23 protein-coding genes are annotated in these 22661 nt (G+C 33.2%); 11 read left to right on the plus strand and 12 right to left on the minus strand.

Annotated elements, in window-relative coordinates:
* Positions 1–102: 102 nt before the first annotated feature.
* The 3 genes from D1869_RS13130 (at position 103) to D1869_RS13140 (ending at position 2942) form a co-directional block, all read left to right on the plus strand.
* Complete coding sequence (locus D1869_RS13130; RefSeq protein WP_156015508.1) at positions 103–303, plus strand: sulfurtransferase TusA family protein; 201 nt, start codon at positions 103–105, stop codon at positions 301–303.
* A gap of 13 nt (positions 304–316) precedes the next feature.
* Positions 317–1555: an amidohydrolase family protein gene (locus D1869_RS13135; RefSeq protein WP_156015510.1), complete on the plus strand. Its 1239-nt coding sequence runs from the start codon at positions 317–319 to the stop codon at positions 1553–1555.
* Between the two features lie 502 nt (positions 1556–2057).
* Positions 2058–2942, plus strand: coding sequence for a pirin family protein (locus D1869_RS13140; RefSeq protein ID WP_156015512.1), 885 nt, complete (start codon positions 2058–2060; stop codon positions 2940–2942).
* Here D1869_RS13140 and D1869_RS13145 read toward each other — a convergent pair.
* Positions 2923–3576: a uracil-DNA glycosylase gene (locus D1869_RS13145; protein ID WP_156015513.1), complete on the minus strand. Its 654-nt coding sequence runs from the start codon at positions 3574–3576 to the stop codon at positions 2923–2925. The two genes, D1869_RS13140 and D1869_RS13145, sit on opposite strands and share 20 nt — an antisense overlap.
* Positions 3577–3717: 141 nt before the next feature.
* On the opposite strand from D1869_RS13145, the gene D1869_RS13150 reads away from it, so the two are divergent.
* The 5 genes from D1869_RS13150 to D1869_RS13170 are packed head-to-tail and all read left to right on the plus strand — an operon-like array spanning position 3718 to position 8524.
* A complete protein-coding gene (locus tag D1869_RS13150) occupies positions 3718–4044 on the plus strand; it encodes a hypothetical protein (RefSeq protein ID WP_156015515.1) in 327 nt (108 codons plus the stop codon).
* 34 nt (positions 4045–4078) lie between these two features.
* Positions 4079–5143 (plus strand): MFS transporter, encoded by a 1065-nt coding sequence (locus D1869_RS13155; RefSeq protein WP_196772267.1) that lies wholly within the window; start codon positions 4079–4081, stop codon positions 5141–5143.
* 51 nt (positions 5144–5194) lie between these two features.
* Entirely contained in the window at positions 5195–5761 is a 567-nt protein-coding gene (locus tag D1869_RS13160; protein ID WP_156015990.1) for a YkgJ family cysteine cluster protein, read from the plus strand.
* A gap of 47 nt (positions 5762–5808) precedes the next feature.
* On the plus strand, positions 5809–6936 hold the full coding sequence (locus D1869_RS13165; RefSeq protein WP_156015519.1) for an MFS transporter: 1128 nt from the start codon (positions 5809–5811) through the stop codon (positions 6934–6936).
* Entirely contained in the window at positions 6929–8524 is a 1596-nt protein-coding gene (locus D1869_RS13170) for a thiamine pyrophosphate-requiring protein (protein WP_156015521.1), read from the plus strand. The genes D1869_RS13165 and D1869_RS13170 overlap by 8 nt, the downstream gene beginning before the upstream one ends.
* A gap of 3 nt (positions 8525–8527) precedes the next feature.
* On the opposite strand, the gene D1869_RS13175 is transcribed toward D1869_RS13170, so the two are convergent.
* The 7 genes from D1869_RS13175 to D1869_RS13205 form a co-directional block, all read right to left on the minus strand.
* Positions 8528–10282 carry a chloride channel protein gene (locus tag D1869_RS13175; RefSeq protein ID WP_156015523.1) on the minus strand — a complete coding sequence of 585 codons (1755 nt, stop codon included), beginning with the start codon at positions 10280–10282 and terminating at the stop codon, positions 8528–8530.
* A gap of 44 nt (positions 10283–10326) precedes the next feature.
* A complete protein-coding gene (locus tag D1869_RS13180) occupies positions 10327–11343 on the minus strand; it encodes a PTO1314 family radical SAM protein (protein ID WP_156015525.1) in 1017 nt (338 codons plus the stop codon).
* Positions 11344–11368: 25 nt separating this feature from the next.
* On the minus strand, positions 11369–12385 hold the full coding sequence (locus D1869_RS13185; protein ID WP_156015527.1) for a 3-hydroxyacyl-CoA dehydrogenase: 1017 nt from the start codon (positions 12383–12385) through the stop codon (positions 11369–11371).
* A 12-nt stretch (positions 12386–12397) separates the two neighbouring features.
* Positions 12398–13420 carry an aminobenzoate oxygenase gene (locus tag D1869_RS13190; protein ID WP_156015529.1) on the minus strand — a complete coding sequence of 341 codons (1023 nt, stop codon included), beginning with the start codon at positions 13418–13420 and terminating at the stop codon, positions 12398–12400.
* A 77-nt stretch (positions 13421–13497) separates the two neighbouring features.
* The gene (locus D1869_RS13195; RefSeq protein ID WP_156015531.1) at positions 13498–14400 is read right to left on the minus strand and encodes an AbrB/MazE/SpoVT family DNA-binding domain-containing protein; all 903 of its coding nucleotides are present in this window, start codon (positions 14398–14400) and stop codon (positions 13498–13500) included.
* 56 nt (positions 14401–14456) lie between these two features.
* The gene (locus tag D1869_RS13200; RefSeq protein WP_156015533.1) at positions 14457–15224 is read right to left on the minus strand and encodes an enoyl-CoA hydratase/isomerase family protein; all 768 of its coding nucleotides are present in this window, start codon (positions 15222–15224) and stop codon (positions 14457–14459) included.
* 1 nt (position 15225) lies between these two features.
* The gene (locus D1869_RS13205) at positions 15226–15978 is read right to left on the minus strand and encodes an enoyl-CoA hydratase-related protein (RefSeq protein WP_156015534.1); all 753 of its coding nucleotides are present in this window, start codon (positions 15976–15978) and stop codon (positions 15226–15228) included.
* Between the two features lie 180 nt (positions 15979–16158).
* On the opposite strand from D1869_RS13205, the gene D1869_RS13210 reads away from it, so the two are divergent.
* From D1869_RS13210 to D1869_RS13220, 3 genes are read left to right on the plus strand one after another with little or no spacing between them, the layout of a single operon-like run.
* A complete protein-coding gene (locus D1869_RS13210; RefSeq protein ID WP_156015536.1) occupies positions 16159–17322 on the plus strand; it encodes a thiolase domain-containing protein in 1164 nt (387 codons plus the stop codon).
* 5 nt (positions 17323–17327) lie between these two features.
* Positions 17328–17714 (plus strand): Zn-ribbon domain-containing OB-fold protein, encoded by a 387-nt coding sequence (locus tag D1869_RS13215; RefSeq protein WP_156015537.1) that lies wholly within the window; start codon positions 17328–17330, stop codon positions 17712–17714.
* Positions 17711–19000 (plus strand): phenylacetate--CoA ligase family protein, encoded by a 1290-nt coding sequence (locus D1869_RS13220; RefSeq protein ID WP_156015538.1) that lies wholly within the window; start codon positions 17711–17713, stop codon positions 18998–19000. The genes D1869_RS13215 and D1869_RS13220 overlap by 4 nt, the downstream gene beginning before the upstream one ends.
* A 194-nt stretch (positions 19001–19194) precedes the next feature.
* On the opposite strand, the gene D1869_RS13225 is transcribed toward D1869_RS13220, so the two are convergent.
* The 4 genes from D1869_RS13225 to D1869_RS13240 all read right to left on the minus strand — a co-directional run bounded on the left by D1869_RS13225 (position 19195) and on the right by D1869_RS13240 (position 22622).
* Positions 19195–19470: a hypothetical protein gene (locus D1869_RS13225; protein ID WP_156015539.1), complete on the minus strand. Its 276-nt coding sequence runs from the start codon at positions 19468–19470 to the stop codon at positions 19195–19197.
* A 101-nt stretch (positions 19471–19571) separates the two neighbouring features.
* Positions 19572–20084 carry a hypothetical protein gene (locus D1869_RS13230; RefSeq protein ID WP_156015540.1) on the minus strand — a complete coding sequence of 171 codons (513 nt, stop codon included), beginning with the start codon at positions 20082–20084 and terminating at the stop codon, positions 19572–19574.
* A 40-nt stretch (positions 20085–20124) separates the two neighbouring features.
* Entirely contained in the window at positions 20125–21291 is a 1167-nt protein-coding gene (locus D1869_RS13235; protein ID WP_156015541.1) for an MFS transporter, read from the minus strand.
* A gap of 302 nt (positions 21292–21593) precedes the next feature.
* Positions 21594–22622, minus strand: a complete 1029-nt coding sequence (locus D1869_RS13240; protein ID WP_156015542.1) for an RsmB/NOP family class I SAM-dependent RNA methyltransferase — start codon at positions 22620–22622, stop codon at positions 21594–21596.
* Positions 22623–22661 lie beyond the last annotated feature (39 nt).

A 22661-nucleotide genomic window follows, 5' to 3' on the forward strand; every position in this document is an offset into this window, starting at 1 on the left:
GAAATTTTTTAAAAGTTTTTAATATTACCTTATTAATTTACTAAAAAGTTGAAGGGCGATACATTGCAAAAAGAATTTAAACCCAATTATATAGGTTAGTGTGTGAAACGGATAATAACGTTGTCACTAGAAGATTTGAGTGAAGCTAAAGATAAAGTAAGAAAAGTATTGAAAAAATTGCAATATGAAGACGAGGTCATTGTTATTTCAAAGTCAGATATTTCTTATCTTTTTAGGGGTTATAACGTAGAAAAAGAAAAAGATGAAGAAGGTTTATGGATAATTAGAATTAAAAAGAATTAGTCATATTTCCTATATGCTTATCAAAAATGCAAGACTTTTAGATGGTAGAATAGTTAATATTTACATTGAAGATGGAGTAATTAACTGTTTTAACTGCAAAGAGCATGACGAGGAAATTATTGATGCAGAAAATCACCTGGTAATTCCTCCTTATTTTAATATGCATTTTCACCTAGATAGTGTGTTTCTTCCAGTACTGAATAAGAGCGGAACTTTATGGGAAGGTATAAAGATTTGGAAGGATGTTAAAGGTAAACTGGCAGAAGAGGATGTAATAAAAAGGGCTATTATAGCTGTGAAACTGATGGTTGCTCAAGGTACTTTATGGATAAGGACTCATGTTGATATTACTGAAAAGTCCTTAACTCTTCTTCATGCACTTTTGAAAGTTAGAGAAGAAGTAAAGGAGATTGCTGATATTCAAATTACTGCATTTCCACAAGATGGTATTTATACTGATAAAGGTAATGATGAGATATTAAGAAAGGCTATTCAACGAGGTGCAGACAATGTAGGCTTAATTCCTCATAACGAGATTACTAGAGAGGACGGGGTTAGATCTATAAAATTTGCCATTGAGCTAGCAAAAGAGTATGATAGGAAAGTTGATGGTCATATTGATGAGACTGATGATCCAAATTCGAGATTTTTAGAAGTTTTAGCTAAGTATACGTTAGAGTATAACTATGAGGGTAAAGTATCAGCGGGGCATGTTACGGCTATGCATTCATGGGAGGCAGCTTATAGATACAGAATTTTACCAATAGTTGCAAGAGCTGGTATTCATATAATTCCTAATCCTTTAGTTAATGTTTCCCTTCAAGGTAGGTTTGATAATTATCCTAAAAGGAGAGGAATGGCACCTATTAAAGAGATATTAAGTTATGGTATAAATGTTGCTTTGGGTCACGATTGTATTATGGATCCTTGGTATCCTTTAGGTAGCGGTAATATGCTACATGTCCTCTTTATGGCTGTTCATTTAGATCAAATGTTATCCCCAGACGAGATTAGCTCTTCTATTAACTTAATAACATATAATGGTGCTAAGGCATGGTCTCTTAAAGATTATGGCATTAACGTTGGTAATAGGGCTAATTTAGTTATTACGGCTGAAGATGACGTGTTTGATCTTTTAAGATTTATGTCTCCTCCTCTTTACGTTATAAAAGATGGAAGAGTAATTGCTAAGGATGGTAAATTAGTCTATTTTAAGGGAAAATGGGAGAAGGTCTTGAAAAAACCAGTATAGATTTAATAAAAATTCAATCTCAGATAAGAGAAAAGGTAATATTTACGGAAATATATGGTAACACTATTCGTTAGAAGAAGAACCTAACTAAACAGTTTTCGTATATACGTTACAGTGTATTGAAAAAGATATAATATCATGATAAAGAGACAGCAGGTTAATGTTTAGATACTATCGTACATTTTTACGTAAATATTTAACAAGTTTTATTTTAGTATTGCTTAATAACTGGTTTTAGATATCATATTTTAGACCTAATATGGCGAAGAAGAAGAAAGAGGGCCAAGGACAACAACAGCAACAAGGCGGTTCACAGAAGAAATAAGTATGATGAAATTGTAACCACTCTTAATAAAGTTAACTTATTTTTTGTCATGTTATTTTTCTTTGTCCTCTAATTATATAATCATAATTATGGTTATTTATGGCGATAATGTTTATCTAAGGATAATCATAACTAAGTTGAACAACATTTTTATTAAACGAAAACAAACTTAACATTATGATAAGAGGAATATATGGTATATTAGAAGGCAAAAGAACTGTTGATGGTGCTGGCGTAAAATTATATAGAGTTTTTGGTGGTCCAACAACTGTTCAACTAACAGATCCTTTCCTTCTCTTAGACTTCTTTGGTTCAGCTAATCCAGAGGATTATATAGTAGGTTTTCCATGGCATCCTCATAGAGGTATTGAAACTGTCACTTTACTATATGAAGGTAAGGTAGAACATGAAGATAGTGAAGGAAATAAAGGAGTTATATATCCTGGACAAGTCCAATGGATGACTGCTGGTAGTGGTATTTTTCACCAAGAAATGCCAAAGCCATTAGAAGGCGTAGAAATCGCTAAGTATAATCAAAATCCTTTATCAGTGAAGGGTTTACAACTTTGGATAAATCTTCCTTCTTACAAAAAGATGACAGAACCTACATATAGGAATATAAAGTCACTTCCCAAGGAGAGATTCGACTTTGGTAAAGTCAGTATACTTGTAGGAGAATATAAAGGGATTGAGGGACCTATAAGAGTTAAAAGTGATGTTGATCCTTTATATCTTGATGTTAATTTAGATGGAGAGTTTCATTTAAGCGTTAAGAATGGGTATACAGTACTGGCATTTGTAGTTGATGGTAAAGCTAAATTTTCTCCTAATGTTCCAGAAATTGATAAGGGGAATCTAGTTATATTTAACAGAGAGGGTGATGAAATAGTAGTAAAAGGTAAGGCTAGATTTATAATTCTGTCTGGAAAACCATTAGAAGAGCCCGTAGCATGGTATGGTCCTATAGTGATGAATACAGAAGACCAAATCCTTGAGGCTTTAGCTGATCTAAGAAGAGGTACTTTTGTAAGACATAAGCAAGTTAATATTGAGGATTATTAGCAATTTCATAAGCTAATTTAAGTATTTTTATCCAATCCTCCCATTTTAATCTACCAGTTTTCGTGTTTTGAGCACTAGGGTGATAAGACCCTATTAGAATTTTGTTGTCTGGTAATTTTATAATGACTCCATGATAAAACTTACTTTTTATTCCATAAAGCGAAAGAATAGTATCAAAAGCTATTCTACCAAGGGCTAAAATTACTTTTATTCGAAGTGATTTAATTTCTTCTATTAAAAACCTAGAACAATGTGAAATTTCCTCTCTTGTTGGCTTATTTTTCGGAGGAGCACATTTTACAGTGTTTGTCAAATAAACTTCTTTAACTTCTAGTCCATCCTCTCTTGTTTTTCCCTCCTCTTTATTTGATAAACCTAAGGCATAAAGTCCTTTAATAACCCATTTTCCAGATTCATCACCAGTAAACACTCTTCCTGTCCTATTACCACCGTGAAGTGCTGGAGCCAAACCTACTATTAGTATTTTTGCCTTTTCATCCCCAAAACCTGGTACTGGCTTGTTCCAATAATTCCAATCTTTAAATCTAGGCGGTATTTTGAAATTTTTTCTATATTCTATTAGCCTTTCACATCTGCTACATGAGACTATTTCATTATACAGTATGCTAATCATAAACAACGCTTAGAAGAAATACTAATAAAATTTTGTAGATTTAATTTCTTCTAACTAACCTTTATTATTTGAGTCAGTAATGTATAATAAACAACTTTTTTATAATTAAATATTTTAATTCTACTTAAGAAAGTGATATTTATGGATGAAAAGGAAATTGTGCTTAAAGCTTTAGATAAAATTGACAAATGGTATGTTATGTTAGCTGGAATAAGGGAAAACACTCTTCTTATTGTCTCTAAAAAGGTTCCTCCTAATTCAATAAATGTTGATGGTATTGAGTATTCGGTAAAATACTACGAACCTGAGGAATATTTAAGAGTGATAACAAGTAACGAAGACGAGTTTAGATCATACAAAATTTACTACTTCGTTAAAGTTTATATGAGAAAAGTTTTAGATATTCTTTCCTCACTTGAAGTACAAAGAATGAGTGAGGAGTTTGAAAAAAATAACAGACTTATTTAGATGATTTTTTAAACGTTATAACACTATGTCTTATGTGAGAGGTTACCCAATTCTATTTGCAAGAATAATTTATGGTGCTAGTTGGTTCTTCCTTTCTCCTTATATTCCTTATCTGCTCAGCGAATTCTCAGCCCCTAAATATTTTGCAAACCTTATTCCTCTATCCTTTTTTGTAACTGCTGCAATAATGCAAATACCAGCTGGGTTAATTTCTACTAGACTGGGAATGAAAAACACTTACACACTAGGTCTTATTATTATGGGAATAAGTGATAGTTTAATAGGTTTAAGTAAAGATATTGGAGAAGTACTCTTCCTTTACGCTTTAACAGGTTTCGGTGCTTCATTTTTCTTTTCTTCAGCTGGGGGCACTTTAGCATTAATTAATGAGGGTAGGACTATTTTAGTGATGGGACTCTATAATGCGATGTTTTCTGTAGGAGGAATATTAGGGCTTAACTGGGGATTTGTTGATTCATTAGTGGGTTTTACTTATGCTTCTTTGCTTTTAGGGTCTTTAACTATTATCGCTGGTGTTATAAATTATGTTATTTCATATCAAAATGTTAAACCTGAGTTTAAAGTGTTGAAAAATAGGAATGTATTTCTCGTAGCTCTTTCAACTGCCGGTGTTTGGGGTTCTTATTATGTGGTAAGCGAATATTTCCCTACTTTTTCATATTATGTGCTTGGCGAATCTTCCATAATTACTGGTTCCTTATCTTCTCTTTTGCTACTATCATCCGTTATCGGAGGAGTTTTTACCTTTACTTTTTCCTTTATAAAGAACGATAAGTTAAGAATTATCATTTCAAGCATTCTAGGAGTTATTCCAGTAGTTTTCCTTTATAACTATTTTCTAATAGGTCTCGTTATAATGGGCATATTTAATGAAATGGCTATCTCAATAATTTACGCTTTTGTAGTGAAAGAAGTTAAGAGTGAAAATTCTTCATTAGCTTTAGCTGAAGTTAATTCTATTCAAATAGGTCTAGGAATGTTAGAATTACTATTACCGTATCTTTCTCTAGAGTATTTATGGTATTTAGTTATTATAGTATCTCTTTTACCTCTTTTAATTTTGATTAACGTGAGATAACATTTTAATATTGAGCGAGTAAGTAAGCAAGTGAATGCTGATCAGATTCATATGTTAACTAAAAATGCACTAAGAGGAGATATTAAGAGTTTAGAGGCACTTCTAGATTTTTTAGAGAAGTTTAATGCTCCTATATCTAAGTTTGCTATGTATTCTATATTATATCAAGTAATAATGAATAATTTTCTTGATTTAGGAAAGTACTGTGAGGAATGTGGAGGAAAATGTTGCAAACTCGGTCTTCCAGTCCCGGTTTATCACTTTGATTATAAGGAATTAAAAGCAAGACTAAGTAAAGAGGAACTAAAAAACTTGAGAAAACATAACGGATTTTATACACTTTCTAGACCTTGTCCTTTTCAAGATAGTTGGAAGTGTAAGATACATGAATTTAAGCCTTATGCGTGTATGTCTTATCCTTTTGCTACTGAAGACGAGCAGAAAGATGTAATGGAAAGCTACAAGGATGGTATACCTGATTTTAAAGTACCAGATTTTTGTATTGCTGGTAAGAAAGTTAAAGAATTCATGGACGAAATAGTTAACAAGTTACGAGTTAAATTAGGAAGAGATCCTACTCCAAGGGAAATGCTTAATGAAGTATTAACAAAGTTTTAAAATTAATTAATAGTTAGGTATAAAAAATTCTAATCATAAGTAATGGCGTGAACAATGTAAATAGGCTTGCTATTATTGGTGCATTTAGAGCTTTTGGTGGATCTTTAATTTGGCCGTTTACTGGTTATGCGCTTTTTACAGTTTTTAACATACCATTATCTTTTATTGCAATTTACTATGCCCTTCAGGCATTAGTTAGTGTTTTATCTTATGTGATGGGAGGTTACATAGTCGACTTTATAGGTAGATTAAAGACTATGATGATGTCAATCATTTCGTCTTCCATATTCCTTTTTCTTTCTTACTTCTTCTTTCATCCTCTTTTAGTTGTGATTTTCTTACTTCTTCAATCTTTTTCAAATAATGTATATAACGTTGCAAATACTACGTTAGTTGGTGATATTAATAAAGGTGAATTCAAAAAGTTAGTTGTATCTTTTAGTAGAGTAAGGGTAGGAATAAATGCGGGTTGGGCATTCGGTCCTCTTTTAGGTTCAATTATATTTCAATATGAAGGTTTCAGAATGTTACTACTTATATCCTCATTTATTTTACTTACTCCGTTAATTTTTGTAAATTCTTTACCAGATTTTAGAGGAAGAAGAAAGTTATCGTTTACCGTTAACCGGGAATTTATTAAGTTCCTCATCCCCACATTTTTAACCTTTATGTTAATGAGTCAGCTGGGCTTTTCACTTTTAACGTTTTATACTGAAGTAGTTAAGTTTTCCGTAGAAGATGTAGGTTTCCTCTTTATGGTAAATGGTGTATTAATTGTATTTTTGCAAGATGTTATAGGTAAGCATCTTAAAATAAAACACATTATTCTAGGAATGCTCATATATTCAATTTCTTATTTTGCAGTAGGATTTATAACTAATTTTTTGTTTGCAATAATAGATGTGACTTTCATTACTATTGCAGAAATGATAGTTTCACCACTCTCTCAAGCAATTGCTTCTTCATTCACGAAAGATGAGCAAAGAGGAAGAGAAATTGGAATTTATGGAATGGTTACCGCAATAGGAAGACTTGTTGGTTCTTCGTATGCAAGTTATTTAATGTCATTCTTCCTCTATTACCCCTTGTATCTTTGGGCATTAATTTCTATTTTAGGCTTTCTCTCTATTCCATTATATTTATTAAGTATCAAGAGGATTGAAACAAATGGATAGCGGTGCAAGACTCATTTTAAAAAGCCTACAAGATTTAGGTGTAGATAAAATCTTCATGGTATCTGGGACTGATTACGCTGCATTCATTGAAGAAAAGGTAAGGGATCCTTCATTACCAGATTTCATAATAGTACCACATGAAATAACAGCAACTGCAGCAGCAATAGGGTATTCTTTATCTGGGAAGATAGGGGTGGTTGCAGTTCATACAATTCCTGGTACTGCAAATGCTTTAGGTATGATAATTAATGCTTTTACATCTAGAATACCTTTAATAGTCATAGCTGGCAGAAGTCCCTATACTGAGACTGGTAGTCCAGCAAGTAGGAATTTAAGAATACATTGGACGCAAGAAGCTAAAGATCAAGGAGAAATGGTTAGACAGTGGGTTAAATATGATTTTGAAATAAGGAGGGTCGAGCAAATACCAGAGGTTATAGCTAGGGCTTATCAGATAGCTTTTAGTGAACCTAAAGGACCAGTATATATTGTGATTCCTAGGGAGGTGAGCATAGAGAAAAGTGAATACAGAAAAGTTAGAGTTTCAACTTATGAGCCAGGAGTAAGAAGGGAGGATTTAGTAAAGGCTAAGGAAATGATAGAGGAGAGTGAAAGACCAGTTATAGTTACTTGGAGGGGTGGTAGAAGGAAAGAGTGGTTTAATAGCTTAAAGGAATTTGCTGATAGGGTAGGGATTCCAGTTTTAAATTATGTTGGAGAGGTTGTAAATTATTCTGGTGAAATGGGATTAGATAGGATTGATTTATCAACTGTTGATTTAGCTATTGTAATAGAGGCTGAGGTACCATATATTCCAAAGAAAACTAAATTTTATGGCAAAATTATAAAGGTTGATGTTGATCCCTCTTACTCTTATATCCCATTTTACGGCTTTCCTTGTGATCTTTGTATTCAATCTACTGTTTCAGAATTCTTTGACCAGCTAGATGTTAAGGAGAAAAAGGAATGGAAGGAAAAAGTAAAAGAGCTGAGACTTCAACAAGAAAAGAAAAAAGAAGAGGAAATAGAACAGTTGAAGAAAAGGAAATCTATTCACCCTAGATATTTAAGTTATATTATTGGTAGAGTTATTAGAAAAGATGATGTTATACTTAATGAGTATCCGTTTAATCCTAGATATACAAAGCTTGATTTTGGGCAATATTTTGCAGACCCTTCATTTGGTCATCTAGGCTGGGCCTTAGGTGCTTCTTTCGGAGTCTCACTAACGAATAAGAAAGTTATTGCCACAGTTGGTGACGGTGCATTTATTTTTGGTGTGCCAGAAGCTTTTTATTATGCCATTTCTACATATGGTGGTAATGTAACAGTGATAATTTATGATAATGGTGGTTGGTTAGCTAGTGCTGAAGCTGTTGAAGAAGTCTTTCCAGAGGGATTGGCTAAAGCGAAGAAATATTTTCCTGGAGCTGATTTTAAGAGATATAATATTGGTGAAACCGCTAAGGTTTTTGGTGGATATTATAGATTAGTAGAAGATGTTGATGAACTAGAAGAAAGTGTAAAAGAAGCATACGAGTTTAAGGGTATTTCAGTGCTTCAAGTAATTGTGGATAGGGAAAGATAAAAATCATCTATTTGCTTCTCTAATTTGTTTTAGTTCTCTTTCATATGCTTCTACAATAGAATCATAAGTTAATATTCCTATGAATTTCCCTTTTTCCACTACTGCTACCCATCTTGCCTTATTCTTAGCCATTACTTCTAAAGCTTGCTCTAATGTTGAATCCAAATGAACATATAAAGATCCTTTAGTCATATAATTTGCTATGATATCGTCATTTTTTGCCTTCTCCAAGTCTTTAAAATAAACTATCCCTAGGAAGTTATTGTTTTGATCGGTTACTGGTAAACTCATGAAGCCAAAATTAAGCATTAAATCAGCTACATGACTTACCTTGTCGGTAATTAAAGCTTTAATGTCTTTTATTTCGCAGTCCTTTACGTGCAAACTTTCCATAATAGGGGTTTCATATTCAACTTTATGTGCAGGAGAATCTCTTCTAGTAGGAAGTTGTGATATATATATAGTGTAATCTCCAGAAACTAAATATGCTATTGCCGCGGCTATCATTGCTCCAGGTAATAGCTGAAGGCTTGATGTCATCTCAGTAACCATTATAATTACTGATACAGGAACTTTCCCAGCTGCAGCAAAAAATGCCATCATACCTATTATAACAAATGGGGCTATGTTAGGTACTATGCTGGGAAAAAGATAGTGAAATAAAAGACCTACAGAAGCTCCAATATATGCTCCAATAAATAATCCTGGAGCAAAAACACCTCCACTACCTCCAGATCCAATAGAAAAGGAAGTAGCAATTATTTTTAGAATAGGCAATAACACTATTAGAACTAATATCGGAATAAAAGGAGAGTAAAATGCGTTGAACTTCTCATACTCTACTAAATTTATCCAGCCATAACCAGTTCCAAGTATTTCTGGGGCTAAAAGCGCAATCAATCCAGTTATTGCACCTCCAATAAGCGGTTTTATATGGTTAGGAGCTCTAAATTTCTTGAACAGTGAGTGTATCCCATAGAAAGTCTTAACATATACTATTGCTAATAGACCGGCTATAGCCCCTAAGACTGCATACATTGGAAGTCTTAGAGGGTTAAAAGTACCAGTATAATATCCAAAAACCGGTGTGAATCCGAATATACTTCCAAATATTGTATAACCTATAGCTGAAGCTATAATTGCTGGATATAAAACTTCTGGTTCAAAATCTCTTTTGTACAAAATTTCAGCAGCCAAGATTGCTCCACCAATTGGAGTTTTAAATATTGTTCCTATTCCTGCCCCAATTCCGACAGCAACTGCAATTCTTCTATCTTGAGGACTAAGATGTAAAAGATCTGCAATTACAGAGCCTACGCCAGCTGAAAATTGTGCAGTAGGTCCTTCTCTACCTGCACTACCACCTGAACCTATCGTTATCGCTGAAGCAATTATTTTTACTGGAATTACAACCCATCTTACTTTACCTTGTAAATAGTGGTAAGCTTTTATTGCTGCATCAGTACCATGACCTTCCGCCTCTGGCGCAAAAGTATAAACTATTAAACCAGAAATTAGACCTCCAATTGCAGTTGATATTGGTATTAAATAATATCTCCCGGGGTAAAATGTGAAGTTTAATGAGCCCCCTTCACCAAGTGGTCTAGGATAACTCATACCAATAAGGTGAAATATGAATAAATCTTCAGCTAAGTGAAGCAATAAGTAAAAAGTAGTTGCTGCGAGACCTGCAACAATGCCAAGAATGACTCCTAAAATAGCCCATTTCTCGTAGTATTTCAGTGAAGAGAGACGCATAGTCTTCATTATCTCAGTAAATTAATAAAGTTTATTTAAGCTCACTAAATATAATTAGAGATTATACTGAACATTGGTTCAATTATTCTTTCCCTAACGATTTTATAATCTTTCCACGTGAAGAGCGATGGTTCTAAATAACAAGCTAAAGCACACTTATTACAAGTCGAATATTTATCCCAATCATACTCATTCCATAATTTAATTATATCAACTTCCCATGCTTTTTCGCCTCCTTGATATTCATTCAGAACATAACAAGGTAGCACTATTCTTCCTTGAGGGTCAATATTTATCGTTAGCCAAGGTTTACAAACCCATGGAATTTCATGAAACCAGCTATTTATTATAGCTTCAAAATATTTCTCGCTTTCAATAATTGGTTTTCCTCTTCTTTTTAGCTCTAAAATTCCTTCTAATGCTTGTTTTAATTCATCTCTTTTTCTAGGTGATAACTTCTCTGCAGTAGAATAGTCATAAGCGATTTGAATACTTACTGTTACTTTAAGCTTTTCTGCTAACTCTATCACTTTGAATACCTCGTCTATGTTCTCATTTGTTAGAGTAAAACTAATCGATGTTGGTATTTCTCTTTTCACACTTTCTTTTATTCCTTCAATGGCCCTCTCAAATGAGCCAGAAATCCCCCTTAGTTTATCATGAATTTCTCCTATCCCGTCTATCGAGACGAATAGATTATCTATGTAATCCTTTATCTCATTTATCCTATCTTTTAATAGCCAACCGTTAGTTACGAGAGAAGTATAGAATCTTTTGCTTGATTCTTTAAGTATTTCTGGTAAATCTCTTCTTAATAAAGGTTCACCCCCTTCAAACCCCATAAAGAGTACTCCAGCTCTCTGTAATGCGTCCATCATTTTAACTTCTTCTTCTAATGTTAGTAATTTCTCATCCTTTCTCCTCCAAAAGGGACACATTCTGCATCTTAAATTACAAGAGTATAATAATTTATGTCCAGCTATTAAGGGTAGTTTTTTCACTCCTCTTCCTTTAACAAGCCTTAAAAAATTTCCAATTGTCATTGGTTTAATTTTTGCCATATATTTACTTTGTAGAGGCAACTTATTATTTTATTGATAATTCTCTAGCATAAGTAAATATTCCTTTTTTCCATCCTAAACCTAATTTTGTAGCTAATTCAATTTCTTCCTCTGTAGAAACATTATTTTTAACTAACCAAATAGCTTCGTTTACAGCATCTCTAAGTAAGTCTTCTGGTTTTGGCATTCTGTCAGTTTTCCTAATTATTGGTCTTCCGTTGCTCCAATCATAAAATCCTTTTCCTACTTTTGCTCCATAATAACCTTTTTCATACAATTCTTTCAGTTTTTCGCAAGCAAAATCAAAGCTTCTTTTTCTAACCTCATTTGAAATTAGATAGTTTGTATCAATTCCAGTGTAATCGAGCAACTCGAATATTCCCATAGGAAATTCTAGGACGTATCTAGCCAGACTATCTATTTCTTCCACTGTATAATTTTTTAATAATTTACAAGCAGAAGTAAAAATTCTGAATAAAATCCTATTTACTACAAATCCTATAACGTCTTTTCTTACTGGAATAGGGACTTTTTCAATATTTTTAATTATTTCAATCCCTTTAGAAAAAAATGAATCGTCAGTTTTATCCCCTTTAACTACTTCTACTAGCTTCATGAGAACTGGAGGGTTAAAGAAGTGAAGTCCTAAAAATCTCTGAGGATACTCAACGCTTTGAGCCAATTCAGATATAGGTAAACTACTAGTGTTGGTTGCTATTATTGAATTCCTGCTAACAATCTTACTAACTTGTCTAAAAACATAGTTTTTTAAGTCTAAATTTTCTGATACTGCTTCTATTACTAACTCAGCATCGGAAATTTGAGATAAATCATTTATTGGTTTTATTCGTGAGAAGATACTTTCAACATCTGTTATTTTTCCTTTTTCTTTTAATTTGTTAAGAGACCATAGAATGTTTTTTAAACCTTTTTCTAATGCATCTGGATATTTATCGTGTAAATACACTTCGTTGCCGTAAAGGGAAAAAACTTCTGCTATACCATGACCCATAACTCCTGCTCCTATTACTGCAACTTTCAATTTGGGCACCGGTCAGAAGACTGGGATAAAATCATCTTCCTTTATGTTTTCTACTATATCTCCAGAGATACCCAATTCTGGCATATCAGGTAATTTTATACCATAATGTTTCAGAGAAGCCCCAACTCTCAATACTGCATTTCTCCAAGCTTCTTCTTTTTCCTTTAATTCTGGTATATAAAATCCTGCATCTCTGGCTATATCTTCCATTTTCTGATGAACCTCTATGAACCATGGAGGTAATTTCCAAAAATCTTTTGGCGGAATATAAGTAATAAGAGATAGAAAGACAAAGCCAGCCCTTATTTGTTTAGTTACTAACTTCTTCCTTTCATCATCCATTTTTTCTGCATTCTGAGACATTATCATGTGAGTAAATGCGTAATGCCTAGTTTCATCTACAGCAGTATTCTTAAATAATTCTTTAAAGGCATTAATTTTAGCACCTTTTGACATCGTGGTAAATACTGTTGTAGCAGCTGCTTCACCCATCATGAAGGAAGTAAATAAAACATCAAATGTATATTTTTTATATGCCTCAAGATAAGCCTTCCAATATCTAGAGCCATTCCACCAAGTCCATAAAACGTTTAATTTAGCTTTCTTTTCTAAATCATCCTGTGGTTTAAAATCAAACGGAAATCCTGGGAGTATATTATTTATCGCTAGACCGCACATAATATTATGTCTATTTTCATCGTAAGTTATTGTAGTTAGTATACCTCTTATAGCAGTATCAAGGTGCTGTTCAAAGGCTTTAATTACAGCATAAGCAAATACTGGAGTAGCGTTATCGAAATTTGAAAGTAACCCCCACCAGTATGCTATTGCTAATTTTTGTTTTCTATCTAAACCGGATGCAATATCTTTTACCTCTTTCCAATTTATGCTTTCTTCATCCCATTGTTCCCTTTTTGCTCTTCTATAAAGTTGCCATGCCTTTTCATTATCGAAATTCCATCTTGGTGGATATACATTTTCTGGCGGATAATCAGGCTCTTCTTCAAAATTAAGATTGGAGTATTTTGAACTCATCAAATATATGTTGGAAATATCAATATATAAATTTTAATGGTTCAATTATATGTAACATGTATATCATATATATGAATTTAAATTAGTCTCACTGACTTATGTACGGCGTCATCCATGATGGCAACGCAATATGAGGCCATTCTTACAAACTCCTTACAAGCTTCTATTGTTGTATTGCATTTCTCTTCTATCATTTTCATATTTCTTCTTATTTGCTGAATATCTGAAAGGTTCTCCGTCATAAACATTGATGTAGCACTTGTAAACATTGAAATAAGAGTATCGATCAGTTCAGTACTGGGTATGGATTTTTCATCAGTCAACATTAGAAATGTTCTTAGATGCGAAATTAAACGTCCTAGATCTCTCATAAATATGGCATACAGAATTATATCCTTAAAGGGTAAGCCGAAATTATATAAGTCGTCTAGTTGGACTCCTATTGCTATATTCCTTATAATTACTCTATAATCTTTCATTAATATATCACAACGGGTTATGAGATCTTCCTTAATCTCTTTATCGAACTTTCCTAGTACTCTCAGATCATATAATAATTTCCTTATCTTGTCTACGAATGAGGAAACCAAACCATTAAGGTCAGTTGATACTGGTAAATTGACTTTAAATACAATCTTATTAAATGTCTCATCTTCTATTTCTAATCCTGCGTGAGTAAGTTGAAGCTCCCTTAATGCTTTTTTAACTTCTTGGCTCATTACATTATCGGACTTTACAATTATCTTCTCTATCCCTTGCATGTAATAGACTGATATTAAATAGAGAGTTTCGTTAAGATCTCGTAAAATAATTTCTCTCTCATTATTTATTTTTCTCTCTGGTTTTATCTTTAAACCATCATATATCTCATAAACTTTAAGTTCACTTTTTACATCCAATCCGTTTTTCCTAACCCATTCGCTAGGGAGAGATATTATATAACTTCCTCCCTTAATTTTTTGGAGTCTTCTAGTGCTCATATTTATACGTATATATTCCAAAATAAAAAAGTATAAATTATTTTCTCTTGTTCATATTATGTTTTCCAATTAGGTTTCCTCTTCTCTATAAATGCCTTCATACCTTCCTTACCATCCTCACTGGTTAAAGCAACATAGAAGTTCCTTCTCTCAATATCTAATCCTTGTTGCAAATTAGTCTCTAAAGCCTTATTTACAGCCTCTTTGCCTAATTCTACTGCAAACGGAGACTTAGAAGCAATCTCTTTTGCTAACCTAATTGCCTCATCAAGTAAAGCCTCATCTGGAACAACTTTAATAACTAGACCCCTTCTATAAGCTTCCCATGCTGAGATTAATCTCCCAGTTAGTACCATTTCCATGCCCTTATACTTTCCTACAGTCCTAGTTAATCTCTGAGTCCCACCAGCACCTGGAATTATGCCAAGGTTTATTTCCGGCTGACCTAACATAGCACTTTCAGCAGCAATTATAATATCGCATGCCATTGCTAACTCTAAACCTCCACCCACAGTTAATCCGTTAAGTGCAGCAATAACTGGTTTTCTGAATGTCCTTAATCTCTCCCACATAGGTGCATGGCCAACTCTAACTACATCCTCAACTTTCATATTAGCCATTTCGTTAACATCCGCACCGGCGCAAAATGCTCTACCACTCCCAGTAATTATTACTACCTTAATATTCTTATTATTCTCGAGCTCATTAAATACGTTAACAAAATCCCATACCATTTCCATATTTAAAGCGTTTAACTTATCTGGTCTATTGAGTCTAACTATTGCTATATTATCCACAATCTCGTATAATACGGTACTAGGCATTCTACTCACCCTTAAACTGTGGTTTTCTCTTTTCTAAGAAAGCAGTTATTCCCTCCTTAAAATCATGTGTTTTCCCTAAAGCCCCTTGCATTGCTGCTTCATAATCGAGAAATTCCTCTAGATCTTGATAAAGTACTCTATTAATTAACCTTTTACTAGCAGAAAATGATTTAAAAGGACCATTAGAAATTTCCTCAGCTCTCTTCAATGCTTCTGACAGAGGATCATCAACAATCTCAAATCCAAGATCTCTCGCAATTTCAGCATTAAATTCCCCTCCAGTTAAAATGTATTTTTCGAACTTCACTCCTCCCAGTCTTAACATCATTAAGGCTAAACCACTATCTGGGGCTAAACCTATATTATGGAAAGCCATTACGAATCTTGAATCTTTTGAAGCAAACCTAATATCGGTAGCTAATGCTAGACTTAATCCAGCTCCGGCAACAACGCCCCTTACTGCTGAAATAAATATCTTGTTCGAAAATCTAACTTCCTTAATTATTTGGTAAAATGAATTTCTTAGATCTTCCGCTAAATCTTCTGCTATACTTGAAATATCTGCTCCAACTGAAAATGCCCTCCCACTCCCAGTGATTACAGCAACTCTCTTCTTAGGATCCCTATTAAAATCCCTTAAAGCCTTTATCAGTTGGTTTCTCAAATCAAGATTCATCGCATTTAGTTTATCTGGTCTATTTAGAGTTATTACTGAGATGTTCCCTCTATCCTCAACTAAAATTTCGTTTGCCACATGTCATTTATTTAAAAGGAATTATAAAACTCTTACGGATAAAAATCAGACTAATTTTATTTTTCTTACATTTTACATATATATTCTTTGTTTAAGCAATATTGGACAAATGATAACATTTAATTTAATATCATTATACAAGAGTAAGATATATAAGTCATTTAAACAATTTATATTGATGTGAATAGGAAAGTAGCCGTTATAGGGGTAGGGAATTCCAAGTTTGGAAAAAGGGATGATGTAACTATAAAGGAATTAGCTTGGGAATCAGTCAAGGAAGCTTTGGAAGACTCAGATTTGACTCAGAAAGATATTGATATAACTGTAATTGGGAGTACAGCATACAGGGGGACAGAGATCTATCCTGCTCCTCCAGTTTCTGAATACTGTGGATTAGTTGGTAAAAGTCCAATAAGAGTTGAAGCAGCTTGTGCTACTGGAAGTTCTGCGGCTTTTACTGCTATTAATTTAATTGCATCTGGTTTAGCTGATATAGTAATGGCTATTGGAGTAGATAAAATGACAGAAGTAGATACATCTACCTCACTGGCAATTGGAGGACGAGGAGGAAACTATTATTGGGAATTTCATATGTATGGTACTACATTTCCTACTTATTACGCTTTATATGCAACTAGACATATGGCTTTATTTGGAACTACAGAAGAGGATATGGCATTAGCATCAGTAAAAGCCCATAAATATGCTTCATTAAATGAAAAAGCACATTTCAGGAATAAAATTACAGTAGAAGACGTGTTAAAATCCAGAGTGATATCATGGCCAATAAAATTATTAGATTCTTCTCCAATTAGTGATGGTTCTGCAACAGTTATATTTGCGTCAGAGGAAAAGGTAAGAGAATTAAAAATTGATACTCCTATATGGGTTAAGGGAGTTGGCTATAGTAGCGATACTTCTTATATTGCCGCAAGAGGTGAGTGGGTGGGTTTAGAAGCTGCAAGAGACGCTGCGGCAAAAGCTTATAAAATGGCTAAGATATCTCCGTTAGATATTGAATATGCAACTGTTCATGATTGTTTCTCAATTGCTGAAATTATGGCTTACGAGGATTTAGGCTTTGTTGAAAAGGGTAAGGGAGCTGAGTTGTTGAGAGAGGGACAAACAGAAAAAGATGGTAAAGTTGCTGTAAACTTGTTTGGTGGTTTAAAAGCTAAAGGTCATCCTTTAGGTGCAACCGGTTTATCCATGATTTATGAAGTTACAAAACAATTAAGGGAAGAAGCGGGGCCGGTACAACATTCTTTCAAAAGATATGTTGCTTTAACTCATAACGTTGGTGGTACAGGTCATTACGCTTACGTCATGATATTTAATAGGTGATATAAATGGATGGAATACCCCTTCTCTTTAAATATACTGTTCCAGATAAACTATATGAAAAATTCTGGGAAGGACTAAAGAAAGGTGAAATTTATACTACAAAGTGTAAGAAATGTGGTACACTGTATTATCCTCCGAGGAAGGATTGTGAGAAATGTATGTCCTCAGATATGGAGTGGGTTAAACTTAGCAATGAGGGCATACTTATGACTTATAGTATTGTTAAGCAGAAGCCCCAAGGGTTTGAGAATTACAGTGATTACATAGTAGGGATTGCAAGAAATTCTGATGGTGTAAATCTAATGTGTTGGGTTAAAGGTGAAGCAAAGGTTGGTAAAAAAGTCAGATTAACAACAGACGGCCAAAGGGTTATTTGTGAGGTGATAGAATGATTCTATATGATGAGACGGATCCAAAAGCATTAACAAAAGATGAAATAAAAGTAGTACAACAATTTAGATTTAGAAGGATGATAAAAAGAGTATTAGAAAATAGTCCATTTTATCGCAAAGTAATAAAAGAAAAAGGGCTAACAGTTGATGATATTAAAACTCCAGACGATTTAGTGAAGTTACCTTTTACGACTAAAGATGATTTAAGAAAATATGCATATCCTTATGGTGGTGATTTCTTAACAGTTCCTTTAAGTGAAATTGTAGGATGGCATATGACAAGCGGTACCACTGGTGTTCCTACAGTGGGTGCTTATACAAAGAGTGATATTGAATTATGGGCAAATTTAGTCGCTAGGTCTTTAAGAACTGCGGGTGTTACTAAGGATGATATAATTGCTAATGTATACGGATATGGGTTATTCACTGGTGGTTTAGGATTACATATTGGTGCTCAGAAGATAGGGGCTAAAGTTATTCCATGGAGTACCGGGAGAACTGAGGCATTAGTTAAAACACTTAAAGAGTTTAAGGTAACAGTAATTACGGGAACACCATCTTACGAGCTTTATATTGCTGAAAAAATTAGAGAAGCGGGAATAGATCCTGAAAAGGACTTAGACTTAAGACTAGCTATACCGGGAGCTGAAGCCATGACTAGTGAAATGTTAAGTAGAATAGAGAAAGAACTAGGCTTAAAAGCTAGAGGTGGAGGAGCAAGGGAGATTTATGGGCTAACTGAAGCTATTGGTCCAGGTGTTGCACAAGAATGCCCAGAAGATGGGCATAGTAAAATGCATATATGGACAGACCACTTTTATGTAGAGATAATAGACCCAGAGACTGGTGAAAGAGTAGATGAAGGAGAAGAAGGGGAATTGGTCATTACACATCTAACGAGAGAGGGTATGCCGTTAATTCGTTATAGGACTAGGGATATCACAAAACTTGAGGAGAGCGAAGACGATATACCTTATCCGACAGTCTCAATAATTAAAGGAAGAGTTGATGATGTTATATTCTATAAAGGTGTCAAAATTTATCCTACTGCTATCAATGAAGTTATTATGCATTATCCAGAGATTAAAGAATATAAGATAATAATTACAAGAGAACCTGCAAAGTTTGAAATCTTGGTTGAAACGGATAAACCTTCCGAAGAATTAAGAAGGAAACTAGCTGCGGAAATTCAAGGGGTGGCTTTTGCTACTCCAGAGATACAGTTCGTCTCTCCCAATACTTTACCAAGATGGGAAGGGAAATCAAAGAGAGTTGAAATCAAGTGAATAGTAGTTTAAGAATTTTTCCCTTACAATAAAAATTTACAATATTTACTCAGAACTAATAAATATTTTTAGATTTAAAGTTCTTAGTCTTATCACTTATTATAAATAAATTTTCAGTTAATAAGACAATATTTCGTAAATACTTTTAACGTAACGTAAAAATATACGATTTTCCTAAATAAATGCTAAGTGAGTTAGAAAAGTAATGTAAAGTTATTTATTACTGCAAAGGCCATCATAGCCATTACTATGAGTACTGGTAAGATATATCCTTTTTTCAGAAGAATATAAGATAATACTATAACACTAATTTTCAGAATAGTCATTGTAATAAACATCTCACTTCCGAAGGATAAAAGGAAAATGTTATCTTCAGCTAAACCCTTACTAATCCCAACATATGTTGTCAAAATGTCAAGCGAGGAAAAGATCGTAAGTAATGACATTAGTAATGGTTTTTCAATCCTCATATGCTAATATTTACTTTTCATAAATTTAAATTGCTATTGTTTAAATCTAAAAAATTACGTGCATTTATGTTATAAAGCATACATATATATTCTTTTGAAAATTACAAAATTTTCCCTCCTTTTATCTTTTGAGAGAGCATTAATAAGCCTATAAGTTTTACTACGTCACCTAAAATGGCTACTTCAGAGATATTATATAAGTAAAAGGGAAGACCTAGTGTATAAACTACAGCTCCCCAGAAGAATAGATTTGAGGCTAAAACGAACTGCTTAACTGTAACATAAATTGAAATTCCTGCAATAGGTTCAAATATGTATCCTAGTACTATCAGTTCTATTCCTAGGAAAGCGTGATAAGAAGCCAATAAAATCCCTATAAAGGTTATAACTATTGCTAAAGGTGCAAAATAATCCATAAAGTATTTCTTTTGCATAGATGATTTATAGTAAAAATAAAATGCTGGAATTGATAGAACCCATATTATCCAAAATTGAACTAATATTGATAGATAAAATATTGATTTAATACCTAATATTGCAATCTGTAAAAGCACAGCCAAAATTAGGAAACCAGCAATAATACTTACTAAATTACCTAGCCTGAAATATTCCATAATATAAACTTTGTTTAAAAAAATAAAAATATTTGTAAGCCTAATCTGAATAGATGATGGTAGGAGATTTGCTCTTTGGCCACGTTATTACGCTAACTAATACTAATGCTAAAGCAAAAAATCCAAAAAAGTTGATTGTATCTATAAGAGCTCTTAATCCTAGTTCTATTTCTATAATTCCTAGAATTATATTACCTATCCCTCCTACAAATCCGCCAATATTATAAGATAATCCAGATAACATTCCTCTGACTTCAGTAGGAACTGCTTCAGCTAGTAATAATGGCATTAAAGGCCAAAAACCTGTGGAAAATGCGTAAATCAAAATTCCAATCTCAGATATTATTATAGATTTAATAAAAATTGGTACAGCTAGCGGTAAAGATACTAGTAATCCAGATACACCAATATAAATTAACTTTCTTTTATCTACTTTATCAGCAAGTCTTCCAAATAAAATGAAAGATGCTGCTAGTCCTAAGTTACTTAATGTTATCAGTAATCCCAAAGTTATGCTATTCATATTCAAATATTTTTCAGCAACTAAAGTATAATTTCCGAATACTGAAAAATAGGCAAGAAACATACCACTCATGCCAGCAGTAGCTTTGATCAAGAGACTTAAGTAATCGTTATATCTGGGCTTAAAGGTAAATGAAGAAAATTTAGTTTCATTAATAATTTTTATGTAAGGTAGTAAGATTAAGGGTAAAGCACCAGTGATTAAGAATAATCTTGGTTCGTTTTCTAGGATAATGTATGTTAACCCAGTTAAGGCATAACCTATTCCATAACCAGCTTGTACAATCCCAGTTACAATGCCTCTTAAATTAGCTGGAGCGTTCTCATAAGCTAATACAGTTCCAGCAGTCCATTGAGCACCCATGAAAATTCCTTGCAGAAATCTTGCTACAAAGAGAATTAGAGAATTTGGTGAAAAAGCTAGTATAATCTGAAAGACAGAATAACCAGCTGTCCCAATGGCTAAAATTGGTTTCCTTCCAATTTTATCTGCTAATCTTCCAAAATATGTCCCGCCAATAGCTCTACCAATAAGACCTAAAGCGAAAAGAATTGAGAAGTCAAAATAATTAAGACCATAAACTTTTTCGAAGAACGAATAGACAAATGTTAATAATAACAAATCGTAAATATTTCCAGCCCACGCTAAAGTAGATACTATTGTAGCATGGATATAATTTTTCATAAAAGTCTTTTCTTTTTGATCAAAACTTAAGTGTGCCTAATCTAAGCGCTTAACAATTTATAAGAAATCATATTGAATTAATTAAAACTAATCAGTAAAGAATAATAGAACTATAATGCTAATTTCAACAATTTCTAACATCATAAAATATTTTTAATTAAAATTTTTTAAATCATGTAACTACGTCAACATGTTCTATTAGCCCTCTACTTTATATAGTATTACAGTAGAATGTGATAAAACATGATATTTGATTTAAAAACTAGAAGAATAAGGAAAGGCTTAAGGGAAGCTTTTAAAAATTATCCAGAGACTTTCGATATGAAGAAACCTTCGCTTTGATGAAGATAGGGAATAAACCTATTTCCGAAAGAATTAGAGAAAGCAAAGTTAAGTGGAGATTTTGTATTGAATTCCTTTACAATATATTCTCCTTCTTGAGGTAAAAGCGAGCAAGTAGCATAAATTACATAAGACGAAATAGAAAGGGCTTTGTTAAGTAGATTCCTTTGCAATTCTGATAATTCATTTACTCTTTGTTTTGTTAACTTAAGTAAAACTGTAGGCTCATTACTTATCATTCCAGTAGAGCTACAAGGAGCATCTAAGAGTACTTTATCAGCCTTAATTACACTGCTAGATGTAGAATCTTGATGAATGATGTGAACTTTATCCATATTAACTCCTACGTCATGAAGAAATTTAATCTCCTTGTGTAATCTTTCCCTATCTATATCAGATACGACTAACTCGCTCTGATTATCAGTCAAAGCCATAATCAGAGACGCTTTTATTCCGGGAGCTGATGCCATATCAAATATTAACTCTCCTTTTTCAGGTTTTAGAGCTTCAATTACCGCCATACTCGCTTTATCCTGTATAATAACTTTAAATTCTTTAAATGCAGTAGTACTTCTTATATCCCCTTTTACCACTTTATAGGCATATGGAATATCTTTATCTTTTTCTAATATTATACCCTCATTTTCTAAACTCTTTATCACTTTGTCTTCATCAGCTTTTAACGTATTTACCCTTATCCAAATTACTCTATCAAGAAAAGAGTCCTTTAATTTCTCTATATCATAAATACCATCTAGTTCCCTTTCAAACCACTCTGGTAGGACTATGTGTACCCCTTTTTGTAAAAATTCTCTTACTTTTTTCCTGTAACTTTTCCCTGATAGAGAATAATAAGAGAGTATGAGCCTTCTAGCTAGTTCGTAAGAATCTTTTACACTTCTGCTCACCTCCTTAGCTTTTTTGTATGCAACTGGCAGAGGATATCCCTTTTCAGCAAAGTATAGCACTCTGCTTAAGAAGTCCTCCACATTATAACTTTTCTGGCAAAAATATTTAAGTTTGGAATG

It is taken from the genome of Sulfurisphaera ohwakuensis (assembly GCF_009729055.1).
GTDB lineage: Archaea > Thermoproteota > Thermoprotei_A > Sulfolobales > Sulfolobaceae > Sulfurisphaera > Sulfurisphaera ohwakuensis.

Excerpts from the sequence above, each read along its gene's own strand:
- D1869_RS13220 (WP_156015538.1), top strand. The coding sequence starts at position 17,711 with ATGATTCTATATGATGAGACGGATCCAAAAGCATTAACAAAAGATGAA.
- D1869_RS13235 (WP_156015541.1), bottom strand. The coding sequence starts at position 21,291 with ATGAAAAATTATATCCATGCTACAATAGTATCTACTTTAGCGTGGGCT.
- D1869_RS13195 (WP_156015531.1), bottom strand. The coding sequence starts at position 14,400 with ATGAGCACTAGAAGACTCCAAAAAATTAAGGGAGGAAGTTATATAATA.
- D1869_RS13200 (WP_156015533.1), bottom strand. The coding sequence starts at position 15,224 with ATGCCTAGTACCGTATTATACGAGATTGTGGATAATATAGCAATAGTT.
- D1869_RS13175 (WP_156015523.1), bottom strand. The coding sequence starts at position 10,282 with ATGCGTCTCTCTTCACTGAAATACTACGAGAAATGGGCTATTTTAGGA.
- D1869_RS13190 (WP_156015529.1), bottom strand. The coding sequence starts at position 13,420 with ATGAGTTCAAAATACTCCAATCTTAATTTTGAAGAAGAGCCTGATTAT.
- D1869_RS13170 (WP_156015521.1), top strand. The coding sequence starts at position 6,929 with ATGGATAGCGGTGCAAGACTCATTTTAAAAAGCCTACAAGATTTAGGT.
- D1869_RS13225 (WP_156015539.1), bottom strand. The coding sequence starts at position 19,470 with ATGAGGATTGAAAAACCATTACTAATGTCATTACTTACGATCTTTTCC.
- D1869_RS13180 (WP_156015525.1), bottom strand. The coding sequence starts at position 11,343 with ATGGCAAAAATTAAACCAATGACAATTGGAAATTTTTTAAGGCTTGTT.
- D1869_RS13230 (WP_156015540.1), bottom strand. The coding sequence starts at position 20,084 with ATGGAATATTTCAGGCTAGGTAATTTAGTAAGTATTATTGCTGGTTTC.
- D1869_RS13215 (WP_156015537.1), top strand. The coding sequence starts at position 17,328 with ATGGATGGAATACCCCTTCTCTTTAAATATACTGTTCCAGATAAACTA.
- D1869_RS13160 (WP_156015990.1), top strand. The coding sequence starts at position 5,195 with ATGTTAACTAAAAATGCACTAAGAGGAGATATTAAGAGTTTAGAGGCA.
- D1869_RS13135 (WP_156015510.1), top strand. The coding sequence starts at position 317 with ATGCTTATCAAAAATGCAAGACTTTTAGATGGTAGAATAGTTAATATT.
- D1869_RS13150 (WP_156015515.1), top strand. The coding sequence starts at position 3,718 with ATGGATGAAAAGGAAATTGTGCTTAAAGCTTTAGATAAAATTGACAAA.
- D1869_RS13140 (WP_156015512.1), top strand. The coding sequence starts at position 2,058 with ATGATAAGAGGAATATATGGTATATTAGAAGGCAAAAGAACTGTTGAT.
- D1869_RS13145 (WP_156015513.1), bottom strand. The coding sequence starts at position 3,576 with ATGATTAGCATACTGTATAATGAAATAGTCTCATGTAGCAGATGTGAA.